Source organism: Ruegeria sp. HKCCD7296 (assembly GCF_013110775.1).
GTDB lineage: Bacteria > Pseudomonadota > Alphaproteobacteria > Rhodobacterales > Rhodobacteraceae > Ruegeria.
The window spans coordinates 26,173-44,138 of record NZ_WVRF01000006.1 but is presented as its reverse complement, the minus strand read 5'-3'; the positions used below and the strand labels follow the sequence as shown (position 1 = coordinate 44,138).

Annotated in this window: 19 protein-coding genes; 6 read left to right on the top strand and 13 right to left on the bottom strand. The window is 56.6% G+C overall.

The window, feature by feature from the left end; all coding sequences use genetic code 11:
• Positions 1 to 38: 38 nt before the first annotated feature.
• Genes GS632_RS10185 through GS632_RS10175 form a run of 3 tightly spaced genes read right to left on the bottom strand, consistent with a single transcriptional unit; the run spans position 39 to position 2,094 of the window.
• The gene (locus GS632_RS10185) at positions 39 to 566 is read right to left on the bottom strand and encodes a hypothetical protein (RefSeq protein WP_171178996.1); all 528 of its coding nucleotides are present in this window, start codon (positions 564 to 566) and stop codon (positions 39 to 41) included.
• On the bottom strand, positions 563 to 1,372 hold the full coding sequence (locus tag GS632_RS10180) for a hypothetical protein (RefSeq protein ID WP_171721809.1): 810 nt from the start codon (positions 1,370 to 1,372) through the stop codon (positions 563 to 565). The genes GS632_RS10185 and GS632_RS10180 overlap by 4 nt, the downstream gene beginning before the upstream one ends.
• A complete protein-coding gene (locus GS632_RS10175) occupies positions 1,369 to 2,094 on the bottom strand; it encodes a 16S rRNA (uracil(1498)-N(3))-methyltransferase (protein WP_171721810.1) in 726 nt (241 codons plus the stop codon). Before GS632_RS10175 ends, GS632_RS10180 begins: the two co-directional genes overlap by 4 nt.
• A 12-nt stretch (positions 2,095 to 2,106) precedes the next feature.
• On the opposite strand from GS632_RS10175, the gene ubiA reads away from it, so the two are divergent.
• From ubiA to GS632_RS10160, 3 genes are all read left to right on the top strand, one after another.
• Positions 2,107 to 3,069, top strand: coding sequence for a 4-hydroxybenzoate octaprenyltransferase (gene ubiA / locus GS632_RS10170; RefSeq protein WP_171235010.1), 963 nt, complete (start codon positions 2,107 to 2,109; stop codon positions 3,067 to 3,069).
• Between the two features lie 64 nt (positions 3,070 to 3,133).
• Positions 3,134 to 5,059 carry an OmpA family protein gene (locus GS632_RS10165; RefSeq protein ID WP_171721811.1) on the top strand — a complete coding sequence of 642 codons (1,926 nt, stop codon included), beginning with the start codon at positions 3,134 to 3,136 and terminating at the stop codon, positions 5,057 to 5,059.
• A 1-nt stretch (position 5,060) separates the two neighbouring features.
• Positions 5,061 to 5,381, top strand: coding sequence for a hypothetical protein (locus GS632_RS10160; protein WP_050603973.1), 321 nt, complete (start codon positions 5,061 to 5,063; stop codon positions 5,379 to 5,381).
• A gap of 21 nt (positions 5,382 to 5,402) precedes the next feature.
• Here the strand turns inward: GS632_RS10160 and GS632_RS10155 are convergent, their stop codons facing one another.
• Complete coding sequence (locus GS632_RS10155; RefSeq protein WP_171721812.1) at positions 5,403 to 6,611, bottom strand: PLP-dependent aspartate aminotransferase family protein; 1,209 nt, start codon at positions 6,609 to 6,611, stop codon at positions 5,403 to 5,405.
• A 362-nt stretch (positions 6,612 to 6,973) separates the two neighbouring features.
• On the opposite strand from GS632_RS10155, the gene GS632_RS10150 reads away from it, so the two are divergent.
• Entirely contained in the window at positions 6,974 to 7,504 is a 531-nt protein-coding gene (locus tag GS632_RS10150; protein ID WP_171620989.1) for a hypothetical protein, read from the top strand.
• 46 nt (positions 7,505 to 7,550) lie between these two features.
• On the opposite strand, the gene GS632_RS10145 is transcribed toward GS632_RS10150, so the two are convergent.
• The 3 genes from GS632_RS10145 to pgsA are packed head-to-tail and all read right to left on the bottom strand — an operon-like array spanning position 7,551 to position 8,915.
• Positions 7,551 to 7,994: a molybdenum cofactor biosynthesis protein MoaE gene (locus GS632_RS10145; RefSeq protein WP_171620990.1), complete on the bottom strand. Its 444-nt coding sequence runs from the start codon at positions 7,992 to 7,994 to the stop codon at positions 7,551 to 7,553.
• Between the two features lie 3 nt (positions 7,995 to 7,997).
• Positions 7,998 to 8,243, bottom strand: a complete 246-nt coding sequence (gene moaD, locus GS632_RS10140; protein ID WP_171178980.1) for a molybdopterin converting factor subunit 1 — start codon at positions 8,241 to 8,243, stop codon at positions 7,998 to 8,000.
• Between the two features lie 3 nt (positions 8,244 to 8,246).
• Complete coding sequence (pgsA, locus tag GS632_RS10135; protein ID WP_171093855.1) at positions 8,247 to 8,915, bottom strand: CDP-diacylglycerol--glycerol-3-phosphate 3-phosphatidyltransferase; 669 nt, start codon at positions 8,913 to 8,915, stop codon at positions 8,247 to 8,249.
• Positions 8,916 to 9,082: 167 nt separating this feature from the next.
• Between pgsA and GS632_RS10130 the strand changes: the two genes are divergently transcribed.
• Positions 9,083 to 9,967: a DMT family transporter gene (locus GS632_RS10130; RefSeq protein WP_171721813.1), complete on the top strand. Its 885-nt coding sequence runs from the start codon at positions 9,083 to 9,085 to the stop codon at positions 9,965 to 9,967.
• On the opposite strand, the gene uvrC is transcribed toward GS632_RS10130, so the two are convergent.
• The 6 genes from uvrC to GS632_RS10100 all read right to left on the bottom strand — a co-directional run bounded on the left by uvrC (position 9,964) and on the right by GS632_RS10100 (position 16,647).
• On the bottom strand, positions 9,964 to 11,826 hold the full coding sequence (gene uvrC, locus GS632_RS10125) for an excinuclease ABC subunit UvrC (protein WP_171178975.1): 1,863 nt from the start codon (positions 11,824 to 11,826) through the stop codon (positions 9,964 to 9,966). The genes GS632_RS10130 and uvrC overlap by 4 nt on opposite strands.
• Before the next feature lie 290 nt (positions 11,827 to 12,116).
• A complete protein-coding gene (locus GS632_RS10120) occupies positions 12,117 to 12,896 on the bottom strand; it encodes an SDR family oxidoreductase (RefSeq protein WP_171178973.1) in 780 nt (259 codons plus the stop codon).
• Between the two features lie 21 nt (positions 12,897 to 12,917).
• A complete protein-coding gene (locus GS632_RS10115) occupies positions 12,918 to 13,877 on the bottom strand; it encodes a calcium/sodium antiporter (RefSeq protein WP_171721832.1) in 960 nt (319 codons plus the stop codon).
• 171 nt (positions 13,878 to 14,048) lie between these two features.
• Positions 14,049 to 14,846 carry a S49 family peptidase gene (locus GS632_RS10110; RefSeq protein WP_171721814.1) on the bottom strand — a complete coding sequence of 266 codons (798 nt, stop codon included), beginning with the start codon at positions 14,844 to 14,846 and terminating at the stop codon, positions 14,049 to 14,051.
• Between the two features lie 113 nt (positions 14,847 to 14,959).
• The gene (locus GS632_RS10105) at positions 14,960 to 15,721 is read right to left on the bottom strand and encodes an ABC transporter permease (RefSeq protein ID WP_171721815.1); all 762 of its coding nucleotides are present in this window, start codon (positions 15,719 to 15,721) and stop codon (positions 14,960 to 14,962) included.
• Positions 15,718 to 16,647: an ABC transporter ATP-binding protein gene (locus GS632_RS10100; protein ID WP_171178965.1), complete on the bottom strand. Its 930-nt coding sequence runs from the start codon at positions 16,645 to 16,647 to the stop codon at positions 15,718 to 15,720. The genes GS632_RS10105 and GS632_RS10100 overlap by 4 nt, the downstream gene beginning before the upstream one ends.
• Positions 16,648 to 16,815: 168 nt before the next feature.
• Between GS632_RS10100 and GS632_RS10095 the strand changes: the two genes are divergently transcribed.
• Positions 16,816 to 17,904: a CaiB/BaiF CoA-transferase family protein gene (locus tag GS632_RS10095; RefSeq protein ID WP_171721816.1), complete on the top strand. Its 1,089-nt coding sequence runs from the start codon at positions 16,816 to 16,818 to the stop codon at positions 17,902 to 17,904.
• Positions 17,905 to 17,966 lie beyond the last annotated feature (62 nt).

The following is a 17,966-nucleotide window of genomic DNA, read 5'->3' as shown; positions in this document are numbered from 1 at the left end:
GTCTTGAAGGTCAGTCGTGGTCGTAAATGACGCCAGTGTCAATGCAACCGCAAATGTGCCGGGCGCGATGGGGTGCGTTCCCAGATGACGACGGGATGTCGTGATTTACCGTTGAGTTCCGACAGCATCTGTTCGGTTTTCAACCCAGGCAGGCTAGAGAACACATCAAACAAAGCCTCTGCCCCTTCTGCATTCACAGGAATGTGAAGCGCCGGTTGTCCCGACTGATCCAAAACCCAATGCGCCGGGCTTGAGGTCGGGTCGAGCGCAAGCCGTTCAATCTCGCGAGTCGCCACGATGCCGCCATCCAAAGGACCCAGATAGGTGATCTGACCTTCATCCACGGTCACCACACCCTGCCCACCTGCGCCGGTTCTGAATCGGGCGCGTTGTATGCCAATGACCGCCAATGCCACAGACACCAAGATCAGGAACCAGCCCAACCATGCCAACAACCCACCCGGCCCGCTGACCCAGCTGAGGCCGAGGATTAGGACAAAGAAAGCAACCAAAACTTCGCGCCAGCGCCACAGCGCCAGTTTTGCCTCGGGTCGGATGAAACTCATCTGTACTCTCCAACAGAAACGCCCGAATACGGTGCCTGTATTGCTTCAAACTGCATGGACGTGAAATCGTGCACCAGTTGACGATTTTCAATCCCACCCGCATCGGCCAACTGCGTCTGCCACAACTTTCCGTTTTCCGCCCATTGCAACAAGTCGCCAAAACGGTCCGCCCATTCCCATCCTGAGCAACATATTGCCGGCCCGTCGTGAGGTGGCAACAAGGCATACTGACTGGAAATATGTGCGCGGTTATTTTCTCCAATCGTGAATGTTTGCCTCAGACTCCAGTTTTCGACCAGGTCCAGCCTCAGTTCTATTTCATACTTTTCGCCGCCCGCACGGACCCAACCCCTTTGCTGCAGGCGAGATGAGACGAGATCTCCCATGTGAAAACCGTCGGTCGAATTTGGGAAGCTGTCGGCCTCGGCTGCTCTCAGGCCGTCGGGCAGGTCTTCAGGAGGTGTTGCGCCGTTCAGCCAAAGCCTGCCGTCCGCAGTGAAAGCGCCGCCGCCGAACCAGCTGTCGGATTGGGGCCAGTACGCGATCGCCGTAAGCCAGGGCGCTTTGGAAACGGCCGTCCAGCAGCGACCACCTTTGCACGCGAAATAGACCAGATGTCGGCCTGACGGGGAAAGATCGCATCTGTGTTCGTGGATTCGGGCCCCAAGCCATTGCCCAAGCCTTACAGTGCCGACGCTGCGGTCCCACATCAATACAGCAACTTGGTCGGTCGGACCTCGACGCAAAACAATTGCTTGATCTAACCCCAAAGCCGTTAAAACGTGCAGCCGGGGCGGTGGTGTCACGCCCAATCCCCCAGCGCCTGCTGCCACATCGTCAACGCCGCCACAGCCGCCGTATCCGCCCGCAGGATGCGCGGGCCAAGGCTGACCACATGCGCATATGGCAGAGCTGACAGTCGGGCGCGTTCTTTCTCAGAAAAGCCACCTTCGGGGCCGACGAGAATCGCCCATGGCCGTCCTTTTTCGTTAGCAGCCAATCGCAGGGCTGAGCCGACCTCGGCCTCGTTGCAAAACATCAACTGACGGTCCTCGGGCCAATTATCTAAGACACGATCCAGCCGCTGCAGATCGGTGACTTCGGGTACGAAGGTGCCGCCGCATTGTTCCGCGGCCTCGACCGCATGAGCCTGCAAGCGATCCTGACGGATGCGTTCGGAATTGGTAAACTCGGTCTGTACCGGCAGGATGCGAGCCGCGCCCATTTCGGCAGCTTTTTCAACGATAAAATCCGTGCGGGCTTTTTTGATAGGTGCAAACAGAAACCACAAATCGGGCGGCAATTGCAAAGGTTTGGTCTGCGTGGTGCAGCTCAGTACTCCACCCCGCTTTCCGGCTTCAACCACTTCAGCCAACCACTCGCCATCCTTGCCATTGAACAAGGCTACGACCCCACCAACCGTCAGTCGCATCACACCAAACAAATAATGCGCCTGGTCGCGCGTCAAAGGAACCGATTGCCCCTGACCCAAGGGCTGCTCTACATACAGTCTGATCTTCGCACTCATGAGACCTTACATATGCAAGGCAATGCCCCAACACCAGACGGTCAAGTCGCCGATGCTGTCACCGGCAACTGGGTCGATACCTATGCGCCAGCCTTCACCCGCCCTTATCTGCGCCTCAGCCGCGCGGACCGGCCCATTGGAACATGGCTGTTGCTGATTCCATGCTGGTGGGGCTTGGCCTTGGCCATCCTGCATGACGGCCAGCCCCGATGGGAAGATCTGTGGATCGCCATTGGCTGCGCATTTGGCGCTTTTCTGATGCGGGGGGCGGGGTGCACCTGGAACGACATCACAGACCGGGACTTCGACGGGCAGGTTGAACGCACACGTTCACGCCCGATTCCCTCGGGTCAGGTCAGCGTCCGGCAGGCAGCGGCCTGGATGATCCTGCAATGCCTGCTGGCACTTGGCATTCTGCTCAGCTTCAATCAAGCGGCCATAGCGATGGGCGTACTGTCCTTGCTGCCGGTGACAATTTACCCTTACGCCAAACGGTTCACATGGTGGCCGCAAGTGTTTCTGGGCCTGGCCTTCAACTGGGGCGCGCTTCTGGCCTGGGCGGCGCATAGCGGCTCAGTCGGGTGGCCTGCAATTTCGCTATATCTGGCGGGGATCGCGTGGACTCTGTTCTATGATACGATCTACGCCCATCAAGACGCCGAGGATGACGAGTTGGTGGGGATCAAATCCACAGCACGCCTGTTTGGCGAAGACACGGCGAAGTGGCTGAAGTACTTTCTGGTGGCAACCGTTTCATTTATGGGATTGGCCATCATCGATGCAGGCGTGCCGGATGCTTCGATTCTGGCGCTGGTTGTTGCGCTTTGCGGTCCCTGGGCAATGGGCTGGCATATGATGTGGCAGCTGCGCGGTCTGGATCTGGAAGATAACGCCAAGCTGCTGCAATTGTTCCGGGTCAACCGCGACACCGGCTTGATTCCGCTGATCTTCCTTTGCGTCGCCTTGCTGCTCTGATTGCACCTGTCGAATGAGGGCTGTAAAGATCGGCCCAAACGCCTGAGGAGTGCCAAACCCAAGCATGCGTCTGCCGTATTTTATCGCTGTTTCACTGATCTTTCTGGTCTCAGCCGGGCTATCTCTGTTGGCGGCCAGCTATGCCGTCACAAAAATCGAAGAGACATCTGAATTCGCCGTAAGGCGGTCACTGGACCTCAAAGGTCATGACTGGGCCGAGGTTGAATCCGACGGTTTGCGCGTTATCCTGACCGGCACCGCACCAGATGAGGCCACACGTTTCAACGCGTTGACTGTGGCCGGGACCGAAGTCGACACATCCCGCGTGATCGACGAAATGGAGGTCGAGGCCACCTCGGCGCTGGCCCCACCCCGCTTCTCGGCGGAAATCCTGCGCAATGACGGCGGCATCTCGATCATCGGTCTGATCCCCGCCAGTGAGGACAGGGCGAGCCTGATTGACCGGCTGCGCAACCTGGATCGGAGCGTTGCAGTGTCGGATCTGATGGAAACGGCAGATTATCCCAAGCCCGATGGCTGGGATGCCGCAATATCTTACGCCATCGAGGCATTGGCGCGGTTGCCTCGTGCAAAAGTTTCCGCCAGCTCTGGCTTGGTCAAGATCACCGCGATTGCGGACAGCCAAGAGGAAAAACAACGGCTTGAACAGGACCTGACGCGCGCCGCACCGCCCAGCTTGCGCATCGGCTTGGCAATCTCGGCCCCTCGCCCCGTCATCACACCCTTCACACTGCGCTACCTGATAAATGATGACGGCGGGCAGTTTGACGCCTGTTCCGCCCAGGATGAAAAGGCCCGCGATCGCATCGTGGCCGCCGCGCGCGAGGCGGGCTTGCAAGGCAACTATTCTTGCACCATCGGTCTGGGAGAACCCTCACCCCGCTGGCCCGAAGCCGCCGAACAGAGCATTCAGGCTCTGTCCGAAATCGGCAAGGGCACCGTGACGCTGTCTGACGCGGATATCACGCTAGTTGCGGCGCAAGGCACAAACCCTGCCCTTTTTGATCGGGTGGTGGGCGAGCTTGAAACCGCCTTGCCGCCGGTCTTTGCACTGCACGCCGTGTTGCCGGAACCCGAGACTACGGATGCTTCAGGCCCGGTTGAGTTTTCCGCAACCCGCAGCCCTGAAGGCTTGGTACAACTGCGGGGACGCCTGGGCGATGAGACCCTGCGGGACATGGTCGACAGCTATGCCCGTGCCGCATTTGGCTCTAATCAAGTTTATACCGCCACACGCATTGTGTCCGATCTTCCCGCAGATTGGCCTGTGCGTGTTCTAGCCGGGCTCGAGGCATTGGCGCAGCTGCATAACGGGGCATTGACCGTGACACCTGAAATGGTCGAACTGAGCGGGATCAGCCACGAAGAAGACGCCAAGGCCCGCATCGCAAGGCAGTTGTCCGACAAGCTGGGTGAGGGGCAGGAATTCACCCTGATGATCACTTATCAGCCTCCACCAGAGCCTGAAGATGCCCTGCCCGACCCGGAAGTCTGCGAACAACAGATTGCTGAAGTTCAGGCTTCTCGCAAAATCGCGTTCGAACCCGGATCAACCACGATTGCTTCAGATTCGCGCGACACGGTGAACCAGATTGCCGATATCTTGCGGGACTGCGGACCGATCCGCCTTGAGATTCAGGGCCACACCGACAGCCAGGGCCGCGAAGAGATGAACCAGCAGCTCAGCCAGGCACGCGCGCAGTCGATTCTGAACGAGTTGCGCGGACGGCGCATTCCCACCAGCAGCTACACCGCCGTGGGATATGGCGAAACGCAGCCCATCGCTGATAACGACACCGAAGAAGGTCGGGAAGAAAACCGCCGAATTGAGTTCCGTCTGATCCGCCCCGAGCCTTTCGAGGCCAACGAAACGGGTCTCGAAGCGCTTGAGACTGAGACAGAACCCGACACGCCCGAGACAGACCAGACTGACACAACCGCATCAGATGCGGATGCAGAGGACCAGTAAGTTGAACAGAACCGAATTCATCATCGCCACGGCCATCATTCTGTTTGCGGCCTTCTGCATGGGATGGTTTGCCAACTGGTTGGCTCACCGCCTTTCCCGCGTACGCCAAAGCGACGTTGCTGATCTGGACCGGATGAGCCAAGAGTTGCACGAGGCCGAAGAAACCCGTGATCAGGCCATCACCTATCTGCAACAGCGCGAAGCCGAGTTGACCAACCAACTGACGCAGACCGAAGCTGAGCTGGCCGCCGCGATGGACGGCCTGCGTGCCGCGCGGCAAGAGGCCGAAGAATTACGCGGGCGGATTAACAACGCCGACTGACGCGCCTCTCACGTGGGCGGATCACAAAACCTGCGCAAGATCGGCGATCAGGTCCTCTTGGTCTTCAAGGCCAACCGACAACCTGAACACGCCGTCCCCTGCATAGTCCCGATAGCTTTCCAGCTGTGCCCCTTCCAGACGGAAAGAGGTCTGCATCAAAGCGTCGGTGCCCATCCAAAAGATCAGGCTGCGATGGTGGCCCAGCGACACGGCATAGTGAACGATCTTCAGTTTTTCGATCATCTGCTGGGCCAGTGCTTCTCCGGTCGCGTTGTCGCCCACCTGGAAGGTGATCATGCCGGATGTGTTTCGCATCTGCCGTTGCGCCAATTCGTATTGCGGGTGTGATTTCAGACCCGGATACACGACTTTGGTGACGGCCCCACGTGTTTCAAGCCATTCGGCAACCTCCATGGCACCCGCCTGATGTGCCTGCATTCGAAGCGGCAAAGTGGCCATACCCCGGGCAATCATCCACGCGTTGAAAGGTGACATGATGCTGCCGTGATGAATGGCGGACTCGTTGCGGATCTTCTCAATCAACTCTTTGCGGCCCGCCACCGCTCCGCCAATGGCATCACCATGACCGCCTATGAACTTGGTCACAGAGTGCATGATCAGATCGACGCCCAAATCTTTGCTGGGTTGACCCAGCGGAGAGGCAAAGGTGGCATCACAGGACAACAATGCCCCGGCATCTTGTGCAATGGAGGAAACCGCCGCCAGATCGGTCAGTCGCCCGATTGGGTTAACCGGTGTTTCCGTATGAATCAGCCGCGTGTTCGACCTGATCGCCGCTGATACCGCCGCCAGATCAGACATGTTGACCGTGCTGACCTCGATCCCCAAGCGCGGAAGCGTATCCCGCGCCAGCTCGGCCACGCCCGCATAAGACACGTCAGAGACGATCACGTGATCCCCGGCGGACAGGAACGTCAGGAAAATCGCAGTAGCAGCCGCCATGCCTGACGCCAGACAGATACAATCCTCGGTGCTTTCAAACGCGCTTATTTTGGCTTCAAGCGTCCGCACGTTGGGGTTGGCCCAACGCCCATAGAGGTATGGGGCCTCTTCCTCGAGATCATGGGCGGAAAACCCAGCCACCTGGCCGGTGACAAAAGTCGAGGACATATGCAAAGCCGGTGCAGATGCACCGTTGGTCGGGTCCGGTTCTTCGCCCACATGAATCGCCCGCGTCGCAAGGCCCTTGTTTCTCAATCCGTTGTTCATGGGGTTGCCCTCTTGATCCGTATGTTCGGATTAAGCGCGAGCCCAAACGCCAACGTCTAGAGGGGAAATGTGCCAAGTATAGTTTAAAAACGACCACAACGTTCACCCCGCATTTTATGCTTTGCATCAATAGCGGTTCAGTGCGTCTGCCAACATGAAGACTACAACACTGGAGGAAGGATCAGCGGAACAGGCTAATTTGCAGTTCTGAACAAACGATAGGTGAGAGACGAATTGATCGGCGTGTTTTGGCCTACACGACCAGTTCGACTTCAACTTCATTAATAAATTCAATAATATGAATTGGTGCGATTTTGCCTGCACATACTTAAGTCCGCTATCCAACAAAACTGGAGTGAACTATGTATCTCAAGCCAATATTGAAGACTGCCGCAACATTAACAGCACTTGCCGCGACATCCGCTTTTGCCTCTAGCGATGTGATACCGTCCGAGAACGACACCTTTACAAAATGGGGCGAAGAATCTGGTTGGACTATCTTTGTCGATGAAACACGTGGATCATGCTTGATTGAGCGCGTGGATGAGAACAACAATGTCGTTCAAATGGGCCTGACTAAAGATCAGGAAATGGGCTATCTTGGTGTCTTCACGCAAAACAACATCGGCTTGAAAGGTAAGAAGGAAAAAATCTTCTTGTCACTTGACGGAAACGTTTATGAGGCCGAAGCACGCAAGAAAACCAAGCATTTGGCTGAAGGATATACCGGAGGCTATATCTTGGCGAACAACGCGCAATTCGTTGATGACGTTATGAAAAAATACGAAATGACGGTGTTCCCCGAAAAAGAGTTCGCGTTCACTGTAAGCCTGGACGGAACGCTGAAGGCCATTGAAGCCGCTCGCACATGTAATTCAGAACAGAGCAGCTAAAGTCTTGTGTTCAACTCCGGCACCTGAACTTGGGTGCCGGACGTTCCTACCACCGGGTTAACGCGTCTTCGTCTTCGTCCTTGGCGGCAACCCAATCTGCACCGGTTCTGGTGATTTCTTTCTTCCAGAACGGGGCGCGGGATTTCAGGTAATCCATCAGGTATTCAGCCGCCTCGAATGCATCTTTGCGATGCGGCGCGGCCGTGGCCACCATCATGATCCGGTCGCCTGGGGCCAGGCGACCGTGGCGGTGGATCACCAACACATCGCCCAGTGACCAACGATCCTTGGCTTCCTGGGCAATCTTGGTCAGAGCTCGTTCGGTCATACCCGGATAGTGTTCGATCTCCATCACATCCAGATCACCGCTTGCAAGATCGCGCACAACACCGGTGAACGTGACGATGGCACCGTTGGCGTCATCCCCTGCAGCAAAAGCGTTGGCCTCGGCCCCCAGATCGAATGGCTCTTCCTGAACAGCGATCCGCATCGCTTAACCACCGGTCATCGGTGGGAAAAACGCAACCTCACGCACACCGGTCAGCGAGGCATCAAAATCCGACAACTCTTGGTCCAGTGCCACCCGCAGGGCCGATAAATCGGCAAAGGCCGCCGCATAACGCTCTTCCCTTGCGCACAGTTCCGAGACCAGATCGCTGACCGTTGCAGCGCTTGTCTCAACTTTTTCTTTTGGCAAACCGATGCGTTCGCGCACCCATGCAAAGTACAGCACATCCATCGCTTAGCTCTCCTTAAGATGCGGCATGGCTTTACGTAGGTAGTCATAGCCGGTGATCAATGTCAGTGTTGCGGCGATCCACAAAAGCCACAGCCCGATTTGGCCAGCCCAGTACATGCCTTCAATATTCCAGCGCAGGTGGTTTACGTCTTCAACCTGACCCGCAATGATCTGCTCGACCAGATCGGCATCCATGCCGAAACTTGCCATCACGGCATAGTGTTCAAAGATACCTTGCGAAAACAGAACCGCGATGGCGATCATCTGCGCAGTGGTCTTCCACTTGGCCAGTTTCGTAACCTTGAGTGTCCCCGCTACATCACCCAGATACTCGCGCAGGCCCGAGACAAAAACCTCGCGAAACAGGATCACCGTCGCGGGCAACACCAGCCACGGTGTCCAGTGTTCAGTCGAATAGCCCACCAGGATCATCAATGCGATTACAACCATCGCTTTATCGGCAATCGGGTCCAGCATCGCGCCGATCTTGGTTTCCTGCTTCCAGGCGCGGGCCAGATACCCATCGAACCAGTCGGTAATAGCCGCCGACAGAAACAGGATCAAAGCGAACCAATCCGCATATGGCCGGGTGAAATACAAAAACATGACGGCCAGACCGGGCGCCGCCAACAGGCGCAGGACGGTCAGAATATTGGGCAAGTTCCACTTCATGGCTGGGACCCTATATCGACGCTGCGGGACAGAAAAGCCAATCAGACAAAAAACTGCGCGGATCACAGAAGCTTGGTCAAAGCGCCGCAGGCCTTTGGTCCTGTATCTCTTGGCCTTTCCGGGCTTTGCCGTCAGATTGCGGCGAAAACCCAGATCGGAAGTGTCAGATGACAGCCCATATTCAAACCGATGCCCGCGCGAACATGATTGGCAGCCTATGGATGATTGCCGCAATGGCGGGTTTTGCGCTTGAGGACGCGCTGCTCAAAGCGTCGTCGGCCGTGGTGCCGATCTGGCAAGTCCTGGTTGTGTTCGGCGCTGGTGGTTCTGTTGTTTTTGCTGCTGTGGCATTGATGCGCGGAACGCGCTTGATGCATCCTGACGTGCTGTCCCGGCCGATGAAGGTTCGGGTCCTGTTCGAAGTTCTGGGGCGGTTGTTCTATGTTCTGGCCATAGCGCTCACGCCATTGTCCTCGGCCACGGTGATTCTGCAAGCCACGCCGCTGGTCGTTGTCGCAGGTGCAGCGTTGTTCTTTGGTGAAGCGGTAGGTTGGCAGCTTTGGAGCGCCATTTTCGTGGGTATGCTTGGTGTTGTCGTGATCCTACAACCCACCGGCGACAGCTTTTCATTGCTGTCGATACTGGCCGTTCTAGGCATGCTGGGATTTGCGGGACGTGATTTGGCCAGTCGCGCAGCACCTGCCACGCTGGGAACCGAGGCCTTGGGATTCTACGGGTTTCTCAGCATCATCGTTGCGGGGCTCGCCTATCGGTTTTGGGAAGGCGTGCCGATGGTTTCGCTTGATCTACATACCAGCCTGCATCTGACCGGAGCGGTGCTGATGGGCGTTTTGGCTTATTCTTCGCTGATGAAGGCCATGCGCACAGGCGAAGTGTCCGCTGTGACCCCATTCCGCTATACGCGACTATTGTTCGGCATCGGCTTGGGCGTGCTCATGTTCGGCGAAAGCCTCGATCCCGTAATGTGGATCGGCAGCGCGTTGATCGTGGCTTCGGGGCTATACATCCTGTGGCGTGGACGGCGCGCCTAACCCTTGTCGTGAAAGAAATCATAGACCTTCTGCGCCAACCCGGCCGAGATCCCCTCGACTGCTTTTAGGTCCACCAGATTGGCTCGACTGACCGCCTTGGCGCTGCCGAAATGAGTTAACAAGGCACGTTTGCGCGCCGCCCCTACGCCGGGAATTTCGTCCAACGGCGTGGCGCCTACGGCCTTTGCACGCTTTGCGCGGTGAGTACCGATGGCAAACCTATGTGCTTCGTCCCTCAAACGTTGAATAAAATACAGCACAGGGTCGTTGCGCTTCAGGGCAAAGGGGCGCTGACCGGTCCGATGAAACTCTTCCTTGCCGTGATCGCGATCGACCCCTTTCGCAACCCCGACCATTGGAATGTCTGCGACCCCATGGGCCTGCATGATCTCATGCACCGCACTCACCTGCCCTGCACCGCCGTCAATCAGCAAAAGATCGGGCCAGAGCCCTTTTTCCCGATCCGGGTCTTCTTTTTGCAAACGGGTAAAGCGGCGGTTCAGAACCTCTTTCATCATGCCGAAATCATCGCCCGGCGTCAGATCGTCACCACGAATGTTGAATTTTCGATAGGCGTTCTTCATGAAGCCCTCGGGCCCCGCAACAATCATGCCACCGACCGCGTTGGTGCCCTGAATGTGCGAGTTGTCGTAAACCTCGATCCGTTCCGGTGGCGCGTCCAGATCAAACGCTTCGGCCACCCCGCGCAACAGTTTGGCCTGCGTTGCGCTTTCGGACATACGGCGAGCCAATGACTCGCGCGCATTTCGCAAGGCGCCCGCTACCAGTTCCTGTTTCTCACCGCGCTGCGGAACAAGGATCTCCACCTTGCGGCCTGCCTTCTCGGTCAGGGCCTCCTGCATCAGATCGGCGTTTTCGATCCCGTCCGATAGGATCAGCTGCCGGGGCGGTTCCTTGTTGTCGTAGAACTGACCAAGGAACGCCTCCATCACCTCAGCGGGCGAAACATCGGGGCCGACACGCGGATAGAAATCCTTGTTGCCCCAGTTTTGATTGGCGCGGATGAAGAACACCTGCACACAAGCCTGGCCGCTATCCATATACAGGCCGATCACATCCGCCTCGGCCACGCCGCGCGGGTTGATACCCTGGGACGTCTGAACTTGCGTAAGTGCCCGGATTCGATCACGCAGACCGGCGGCGCGTTCAAACTCCATTGCCTCGGACGCGGCCATCATCTGCTCGGCCAGATCCTCCTGCACCTTGGTGGATCGGCCTGACAGGAAACGCTCGGCGTCCTTGACGCTTTCGCGGTATGCCTCTTCCGAGATCAACCCGACGCACGGCCCTGAACAGCGTTTGATCTGATAGAGCAGACAAGGCCGCGTTCGACTGTCAAACATGGAATCCGAGCAGTTGCGCAGCAGGAACGCCTTTTGCAACTGGTTCAACGTGCGGTTCACCGCCCCTGCACTGGCGAAGGGCCCAAAGTAAGCACCCTTTTCCTTCTTCGCCCCGCGATGCTTTTTGATCTGGGGAAAGGCGTGGTTCTTGGCGACCAGAATGTTAGGAAAGCTCTTATCGTCGCGCAGCAGCACGTTGTACTTGGGCTTGAGCTGCTTGATCAAGTTCTGCTCCAGCAGCAACGCCTCGGTCTCGGTCCGGGTTGTCAGGAACATCATCGAGGCGGTCGAAGCGATCATCTTCTCGATCCGGCCAGAATGCCCCGGGCGTGTGTAATTCAACACCCGCGCCTTGAGGTTGCGTGCCTTACCCACATACAGTACCCGACTATCCGCATCCAGCATCCGATACACACCGGGCGAACTGTCCAGCGTTTTTGCATAGCGCTGAATGCAGGCATAACCGGTCGGAGAAGAGTCGCTGTGGGTGGTCATAGGCTTTTGATATGATTCTCTTGGACTGGCTGCAATCTCAGGCCTCTCAAATCAAGAGGAAACAAATCCACGACTTCTGTGGATAAGTGTGAAGATAAGTTTCTGCTGGATCGGAAATCCCCTTGTTTCATTGCCTCTTCCTTGATTTGCACAAAAAATGGGCAATAAATTAACGCCTTGATTCTAAATGATATTTTTTCAATCACTTAGCAAGTGTATGAAAAAAAAGACATTTTTGTAACGCGCAGGTAACACGAATGAGAGCAGTGCAAAACTTGCAGCGAAATTGCTTATTCTACGCCGAGCACGTCGGGTGTTTTCCAACCCAGATGCTGCCCCCCATCAACGCATAGAAGTTGCCCAGTGACCGCGTGCGCGTCCAGAAAATACCCCAGCGCAGCGGTGATATCCGAGGGGTTCGATCCGCGTTCCAGAACCGTGTTGGATCGTTGCGCCTGAAAATGCTGTTCGCTTTGGCGATGCCCCTGAACCGTCGGACCCGGACCAATCGCGTTGACCCGAATGTCAGGTGACAGGGCCTGAGCGGCCGTTCGGGTCAGGGCCCACAGCCCCATTTTCGCGATGGTGTAAGACATGAACTCTGGCGTCAGTTTTCGCACCCTCATGTCCACCATGTTGACGATCAAGCCCGCGGCCAAAGGCTCTTCGTTTTCGTCCATGCCAGCGGCCAGTCCCTGTTCCGCCATAGCCTGTGTCAGTACGAATGGCGCACGCAGATTGCTGTCGAGATGGCGGTCCCAGCTTTGGCGCGTTGCGGTATGGATATTGTCATATTCAAAGATCGAGGCGTTGTTCACCAGACATGTGATCGGGCCGCCCAGCGCCTCAGCCGCGTTCGGCAACAACGCCTGAACCTGAGCTTCGTCCAGCAGATCGGCCTGCAATGCCACTGCATGACGCCCAAGGGCCTGTATCTTGACGACCGTTTCCTGCGCGGGCTGTTCGGATGTAGCGTAGTGAACCGCTACATCGTAACCACGACCCGCCAGATACAGCGCCATAGCCCGGCCCAGACGGATACCGGCACCGGTCACTAAAGCTCGGGTCATGCTTCACCTCATTTTGTCAGATCACACCAGCAATACGGTGACATAAAGCACATAAAGGAAAGTCAACACCAACCCCCATACGCGCGAGATATCCTGTTTGAAGAAAACAAACGGGATCAGCAGCAGCGATGCGCCCAACATGACCCACAAGTCGAACCGCAGGAACTCGGGATCAACCGGTATTCGGCCGAACCACGTTGCAATCCCGATGATGGCCAAAAGGTTGAACATGTTCGAACCGATCACGTTACCCAGCGCTACGTCGGCCTGTCTGCGCAACGCGGCCATAACTGTTGTCGCCAATTCAGGCAAAGACGTTCCAACTGCAATCAACGTCAAACCAATGACCGTTTCGCTGACACCATAGTTACGTGCGATAATGGTCGCGTTGTCCACCAACAGATGCGCCCCCATTGGCAAACCAACCAGCCCCAGGATCAAGTAAATCGACACCTTCCAATAGGGCATGTCGGGATCAGCATCTTCCAGTCCCTCAAGCTCTTCATCTACGCAGGCTTCACCGCAAGCTTTGCGATGGGCCTTTGCCTCGCGGAAGGCGTTCAACAGGACCAGGCCCAAAGCCGCCAACAGGATCAGGCCGCTGAAAAAGGTAAAAGTTCCGCAGAAGGCCAAACCGATGAACAGAACTGTGGCCACCAGCATGAAGACATAGTTCCGGCGGCTGTTACATTCGCTGGTGTGCAAGGTCGCAAGCAGCGCGGGAAGGCCCAGAACCAACAAAATATTCGCCGTGTTGGATCCGACAACATTGCCCAGCGCAATGCCCGGGGCATTCTCTTGCAAAGCGCTGATCGCAATCAAAAGCTCTGGCGCGGATGTGCCAAATGCCACGATCGTCAGGCTGACGATCAACGCCGGAACGCCCAAGCGCAAGCTCAGGTTTACAGCGCCACGCACAAGGGCGTCGCCCGCCAGCAACAGAATCAACAGGCCAAGACCGGACAGCAGCCAAGTGGTAATCAAGTCCGGCCTCCTTTTTCGCAAGCGCAGGGGCCTTTGCCGATACGATACCGACCGCAGCGCGGGCATTTCGCAGAGCTCAGTTTCTTTTGCCCGGGAAAGCGCAGCTTGCCGAACATTGCCAATACGCCCATGGCAATCAGGAAAAGGGTGACGGCCTTGATGATCACGCTACAAACCGAAACGCGCGTAGGCCGCGCGCTCCTCTAATCCGGCAATGGCATCCTGTGCCAGGCTGGCTCCAAAGCGCGTCCAGATCGGTTTGCGTACGCCGTAACGGCGGAACTTGACCTTTTCGCCGAAGCGTTCCTGCATCTTGGGTTTGAGGTGGGCAATGCCATCAATCAGGCCCAACTCTTGCGCACGCCGCGCCAGCCAGACTTCACCCGTGAAAAGATCGGCACTTTGATCCAACTTGTCCCCACGTCGCGCTTTGACATGATCAATGAAGTTTTCGTGGATGTCCCCCAACAACCCCTGCAGACGGGCCACGTCCTCTTTCTTTTCCGGAGCAAACGGATCCAGCATCGACTTCGATTCTCCAGCCGTGTGCACGCGCCGCTCAAGCCCCTGACGCGCCAGAAAGACATGCGCGCCAAACCCGGCCGAAATCACTCCGATCGAGCCCAGAACCGAACTGTCATCTGCCCAGATCTCGTCCGCGGCGGCGGCCAGCCAGTACCCGCCCGAGGCAGCAACATCCTCGACAAAGGCAATCACAGGCACGTCCAGCTCTTCCGACAAACGTCGGATACGGGCACCGATCAGCGAACTTTGCACAGGGGACCCGCCTGGGGAATTAAGCTCAAGCGCCACGGCAGCGGGTTTTCCCTTGCGAAACGCTTTTTCCAGAAAAGGAGCCAAGGTCGTGTCATTCAACGCACCACGGCCCGCCATTCCAATGGCGCCGGACAGGCGGACAACGGCCACGCAGGGGTGTTTTTTGACAAACGGCAGGCTGAGTTTCATGGGTGCCGATGTAGAGTGCCGCCAACCCGTAAACAAGGGACTCATTCGGCCTTAAACGCGACGTGAACCAAATTCCCACACTCAACGGGCAAAAATGCAACGCCTGACGAAAGTCAGCTGCGTATCCGCCAACCCGTTTTGAAAATCCAGCCGATGACCGCCAAACAGACCCCAGTAAAAGCGAGAATGGCCAGAAGACTAAAGACAATTGGTACGTCCGCTAGCCCATAAAAAGACCAGCGAAAGCCCGAAATCAGATAAACTACCGGATTGAACAACGTGATCGTCTGCCACAACGGTGGCAGCATCGAGATCGAATAAAATGTGCCGCCCAGAAAGATCAGCGGCGTCACCACAAGTTGTGGCACCAGTGACATCTGTTCGAAATTGCTGGCCCAGATTCCAATGATAAAACCCAGCAACGAAAAGCTGAGGCAGGAAAGGATCAGAAACGCAGCCATGGCAAAGGGATGTTCAATCCGAAAATCCACAAAAAAAGTAGCGGTTGCCAATATCACCAAACCGACAAACAACGCCTTGGTGGCTGCGGCACCAACATATCCGATCACGATCTCGATGAAATTGACCGGCGCGGACAGCAGTTCATAGATAGTGCCAAGAAACTTCGGGAAATATATCCCGAAAGACGCGTTCGAAATCGACAGCATCACCACCGACAACATGATCAACCCCGGCACGATGAACGCACCATATGAGACGCCTTCGACTTCCTGAATGCGGCTGCCGATAGCCGTGCCAAATACCACGAAGTACAACGACGTGGACAGAACCGGTGAGAAAAAGCTTTGCGCGAGAGTGCGGAAGAACCGGGTCATTTCGAACCGGTAGATGGCGGCAATTGCAGTCCAGTTCATGCCATTTCTCCGGATACAAGATTGACGAATATCTCTTCCAGACTCGATTGCCGTGTTTGCACGTCCCGCAGTATCAACCCGGCTTGTGAGACGTCATTCAGCAGTGTCGTGATACCCGTGCGGTCCGCGTGGGTGTCATAGGTGTAAATCAAGACATCCCCCGCACCATTCAGTGTCAGGTTGTGCAGCGCAAGACTGTCTGGAATCTGCGCGATGGGCTCTGTCAGCATGACCTCAATCTGCTTTTTACCCATCTGTGCCATCAGTGAGTCCTTATCCTGCACCAAAAGCAGCTCACCCTTGTCGATGACCCCGACACGATCTGCAATGGCTTCGGCCTCTTCGATATAATGGGTGGTCAGAATGATTGTGACCCCGTCCCTTTTAAGCTCGGCCACGATTTCCCACATGTCTTTACGCAGCTCGACATCCACACCGGCAGTGGGTTCATCCAGAAACAGAACGCGGGGCTCATGAGCCAGTGCTTTGGCGATAAGCACCCGACGTTTCATACCGCCAGACAATTCCTTGATCGCATTGTTGCGCTTGTCCCAAAGGGACAGTTTCCGCAGAATCTCTTCGATCCGCGCATTGTTTTTGCCAAGCCCGAACAGCCCCCGCGACAGGCGTACGGTGTTCCAAACCTTCTCAAACGGTTCCAGCGCAATTTCCTGCGGCACAAGCCCGATCATCCTACGCGCAGCGCGGTAATCGGCCTGAATATCATGCCCTCCCACCGTGACCTCACCGGAACTTGGGGTGGTGATCCCGCAGATGGTCGAGATCAAGGTTGTCTTTCCGGCACCGTTTGGCCCCAACAGGGCAAGAATCTCACCCTCTTCAATGTCCAAGGACACACCTTTCAGCGCCTCAAACCCATCGGCGTAAGACTTGCGCAGATCTCTGATGGACAAAATTGTCGTCATATCCGTTCCCCGTTATGGCGTGGACCCTATCGCGCCAAACCTGAGTATAACAGGTCAATTCAACATCGTTTGACACACATCTGCCTTACAGGCGACGAACTGCGCCACTAACATCCGCCTTGCAATCCGCAGCCTGCTCGCAAACTCTGCCCGAAACGGAGGGTGCAGATGCTAAAGGGAATTCGTGTCGTCGAAATCGAAGGTTTGGGCCCCGGCCCGTTTGCCGCCATGCAACTGGCCGATTTGGGCGCTGATGTGATAACCATTCATCGCAAAAGCGGTGCTGTCACACCCGGAATGCCAGAACGCTCACTTCTGGATCGCGGAAAGCGGTCCATCGCGCTTGACCTGAAAGACCCTGATGACCTGGAAACCGCCCTGTGTCTGATCGGCACCGCAGATGCCTTGATCGAAGGCTTCCGCCCCGGTGTGATGGAAAAGCTGGGCCTTGGCCCCAAACCCTGCCTGGCCCGTAACCCGAAGCTTGTCTATGGACGCATGACGGGCTGGGGCCAGGATAGTCCGCTGGCTGACACAGCCGGGCATGATCTCAACTATATCGCCCTATCCGGAGCGCTCTGGTATGCCTCTCATCCCAACCAGCCCCCGCAGACACCCGCAACTCTGGTGGGCGATATTGGCGGCGGAGCCATGTATCTCGTCGCGGGTCTTCTGGCCGGTCTTATTAACGCGCAACGCACTGGTGAAGGTACAGTTGTCGATGCTGCAATATATGACGGTTCAGCCCATATGATGAACCTTCTGATGACCATGCGCCAAACAGGCAATCTGTCCGATACGCGCGGTGAAAGCCTTTTGGACGGCCCACACTGGAGCCGCACATATACGTGCGCTGATGGCGGCTTCATTTCGGTCCAATGCCTCGAACCCAAGTTTTACGCCCAGTTCTTGCAGATCCTGGGTCTCGCCAAAGATGCCGAATTCCAAAACCAATATGAGCGCACGCTTTGGCCCGACCTAACCCAACGCCTTGCCGAAATCTTCGCCAGCCAACCGCGCGACCACTGGGACGCCGTGTTTCGCGGTACAGATGCCTGCGTCGCCCCGGTGCTCAACCCGCAAGAGGCGCAGGAACACCCGATGAACACTCATCGCAACACTTGGCAAGACATCGACGGCACTCTCCAAGCCGCCGCCGCGCCTCGGTTTTCAAATCATCAATGGAACCCCAGACCCAGCCCAACACGCGGAGAGCACACAAAAGACATCCTCGCGCAGATCAACGACCCACGCTGATCCGCTCTTCATCTGGCCACAAATACCTCGGGGGATGAATTGGTCGCAGACCAAGAAGGGGG

Bases quoted from the DNA above. Each gene is read 5' to 3' on its own strand.
- GS632_RS10185 (WP_171178996.1), bottom strand. From the start codon at position 566: ATGAGTTTCATCCGACCCGAGGCAAAACTGGCGCTGTGGCGCTGGCGC.
- GS632_RS10175 (WP_171721810.1), bottom strand. From the start codon at position 2,094: ATGAGTGCGAAGATCAGACTGTATGTAGAGCAGCCCTTGGGTCAGGGG.
- ubiA (WP_171235010.1), top strand. From the start codon at position 2,107: ATGCAAGGCAATGCCCCAACACCAGACGGTCAAGTCGCCGATGCTGTC.
- GS632_RS10165 (WP_171721811.1), top strand. From the start codon at position 3,134: ATGCGTCTGCCGTATTTTATCGCTGTTTCACTGATCTTTCTGGTCTCA.
- GS632_RS10155 (WP_171721812.1), bottom strand. From the start codon at position 6,611: ATGAACAACGGATTGAGAAACAAGGGCCTTGCGACGCGGGCGATTCAT.
- GS632_RS10150 (WP_171620989.1), top strand. From the start codon at position 6,974: ATGTATCTCAAGCCAATATTGAAGACTGCCGCAACATTAACAGCACTT.
- GS632_RS10145 (WP_171620990.1), bottom strand. From the start codon at position 7,994: ATGCGGATCGCTGTTCAGGAAGAGCCATTCGATCTGGGGGCCGAGGCC.
- moaD (WP_171178980.1), bottom strand. From the start codon at position 8,243: ATGGATGTGCTGTACTTTGCATGGGTGCGCGAACGCATCGGTTTGCCA.
- pgsA (WP_171093855.1), bottom strand. From the start codon at position 8,915: ATGAAGTGGAACTTGCCCAATATTCTGACCGTCCTGCGCCTGTTGGCG.
- GS632_RS10130 (WP_171721813.1), top strand. From the start codon at position 9,083: ATGACAGCCCATATTCAAACCGATGCCCGCGCGAACATGATTGGCAGC.
- uvrC (WP_171178975.1), bottom strand. From the start codon at position 11,826: ATGACCACCCACAGCGACTCTTCTCCGACCGGTTATGCCTGCATTCAG.
- GS632_RS10120 (WP_171178973.1), bottom strand. From the start codon at position 12,896: ATGACCCGAGCTTTAGTGACCGGTGCCGGTATCCGTCTGGGCCGGGCT.
- GS632_RS10110 (WP_171721814.1), bottom strand. From the start codon at position 14,846: ATGAAACTCAGCCTGCCGTTTGTCAAAAAACACCCCTGCGTGGCCGTT.
- GS632_RS10105 (WP_171721815.1), bottom strand. From the start codon at position 15,721: ATGAACTGGACTGCAATTGCCGCCATCTACCGGTTCGAAATGACCCGG.
- GS632_RS10100 (WP_171178965.1), bottom strand. From the start codon at position 16,647: ATGACGACAATTTTGTCCATCAGAGATCTGCGCAAGTCTTACGCCGAT.
- GS632_RS10095 (WP_171721816.1), top strand. From the start codon at position 16,816: ATGCTAAAGGGAATTCGTGTCGTCGAAATCGAAGGTTTGGGCCCCGGC.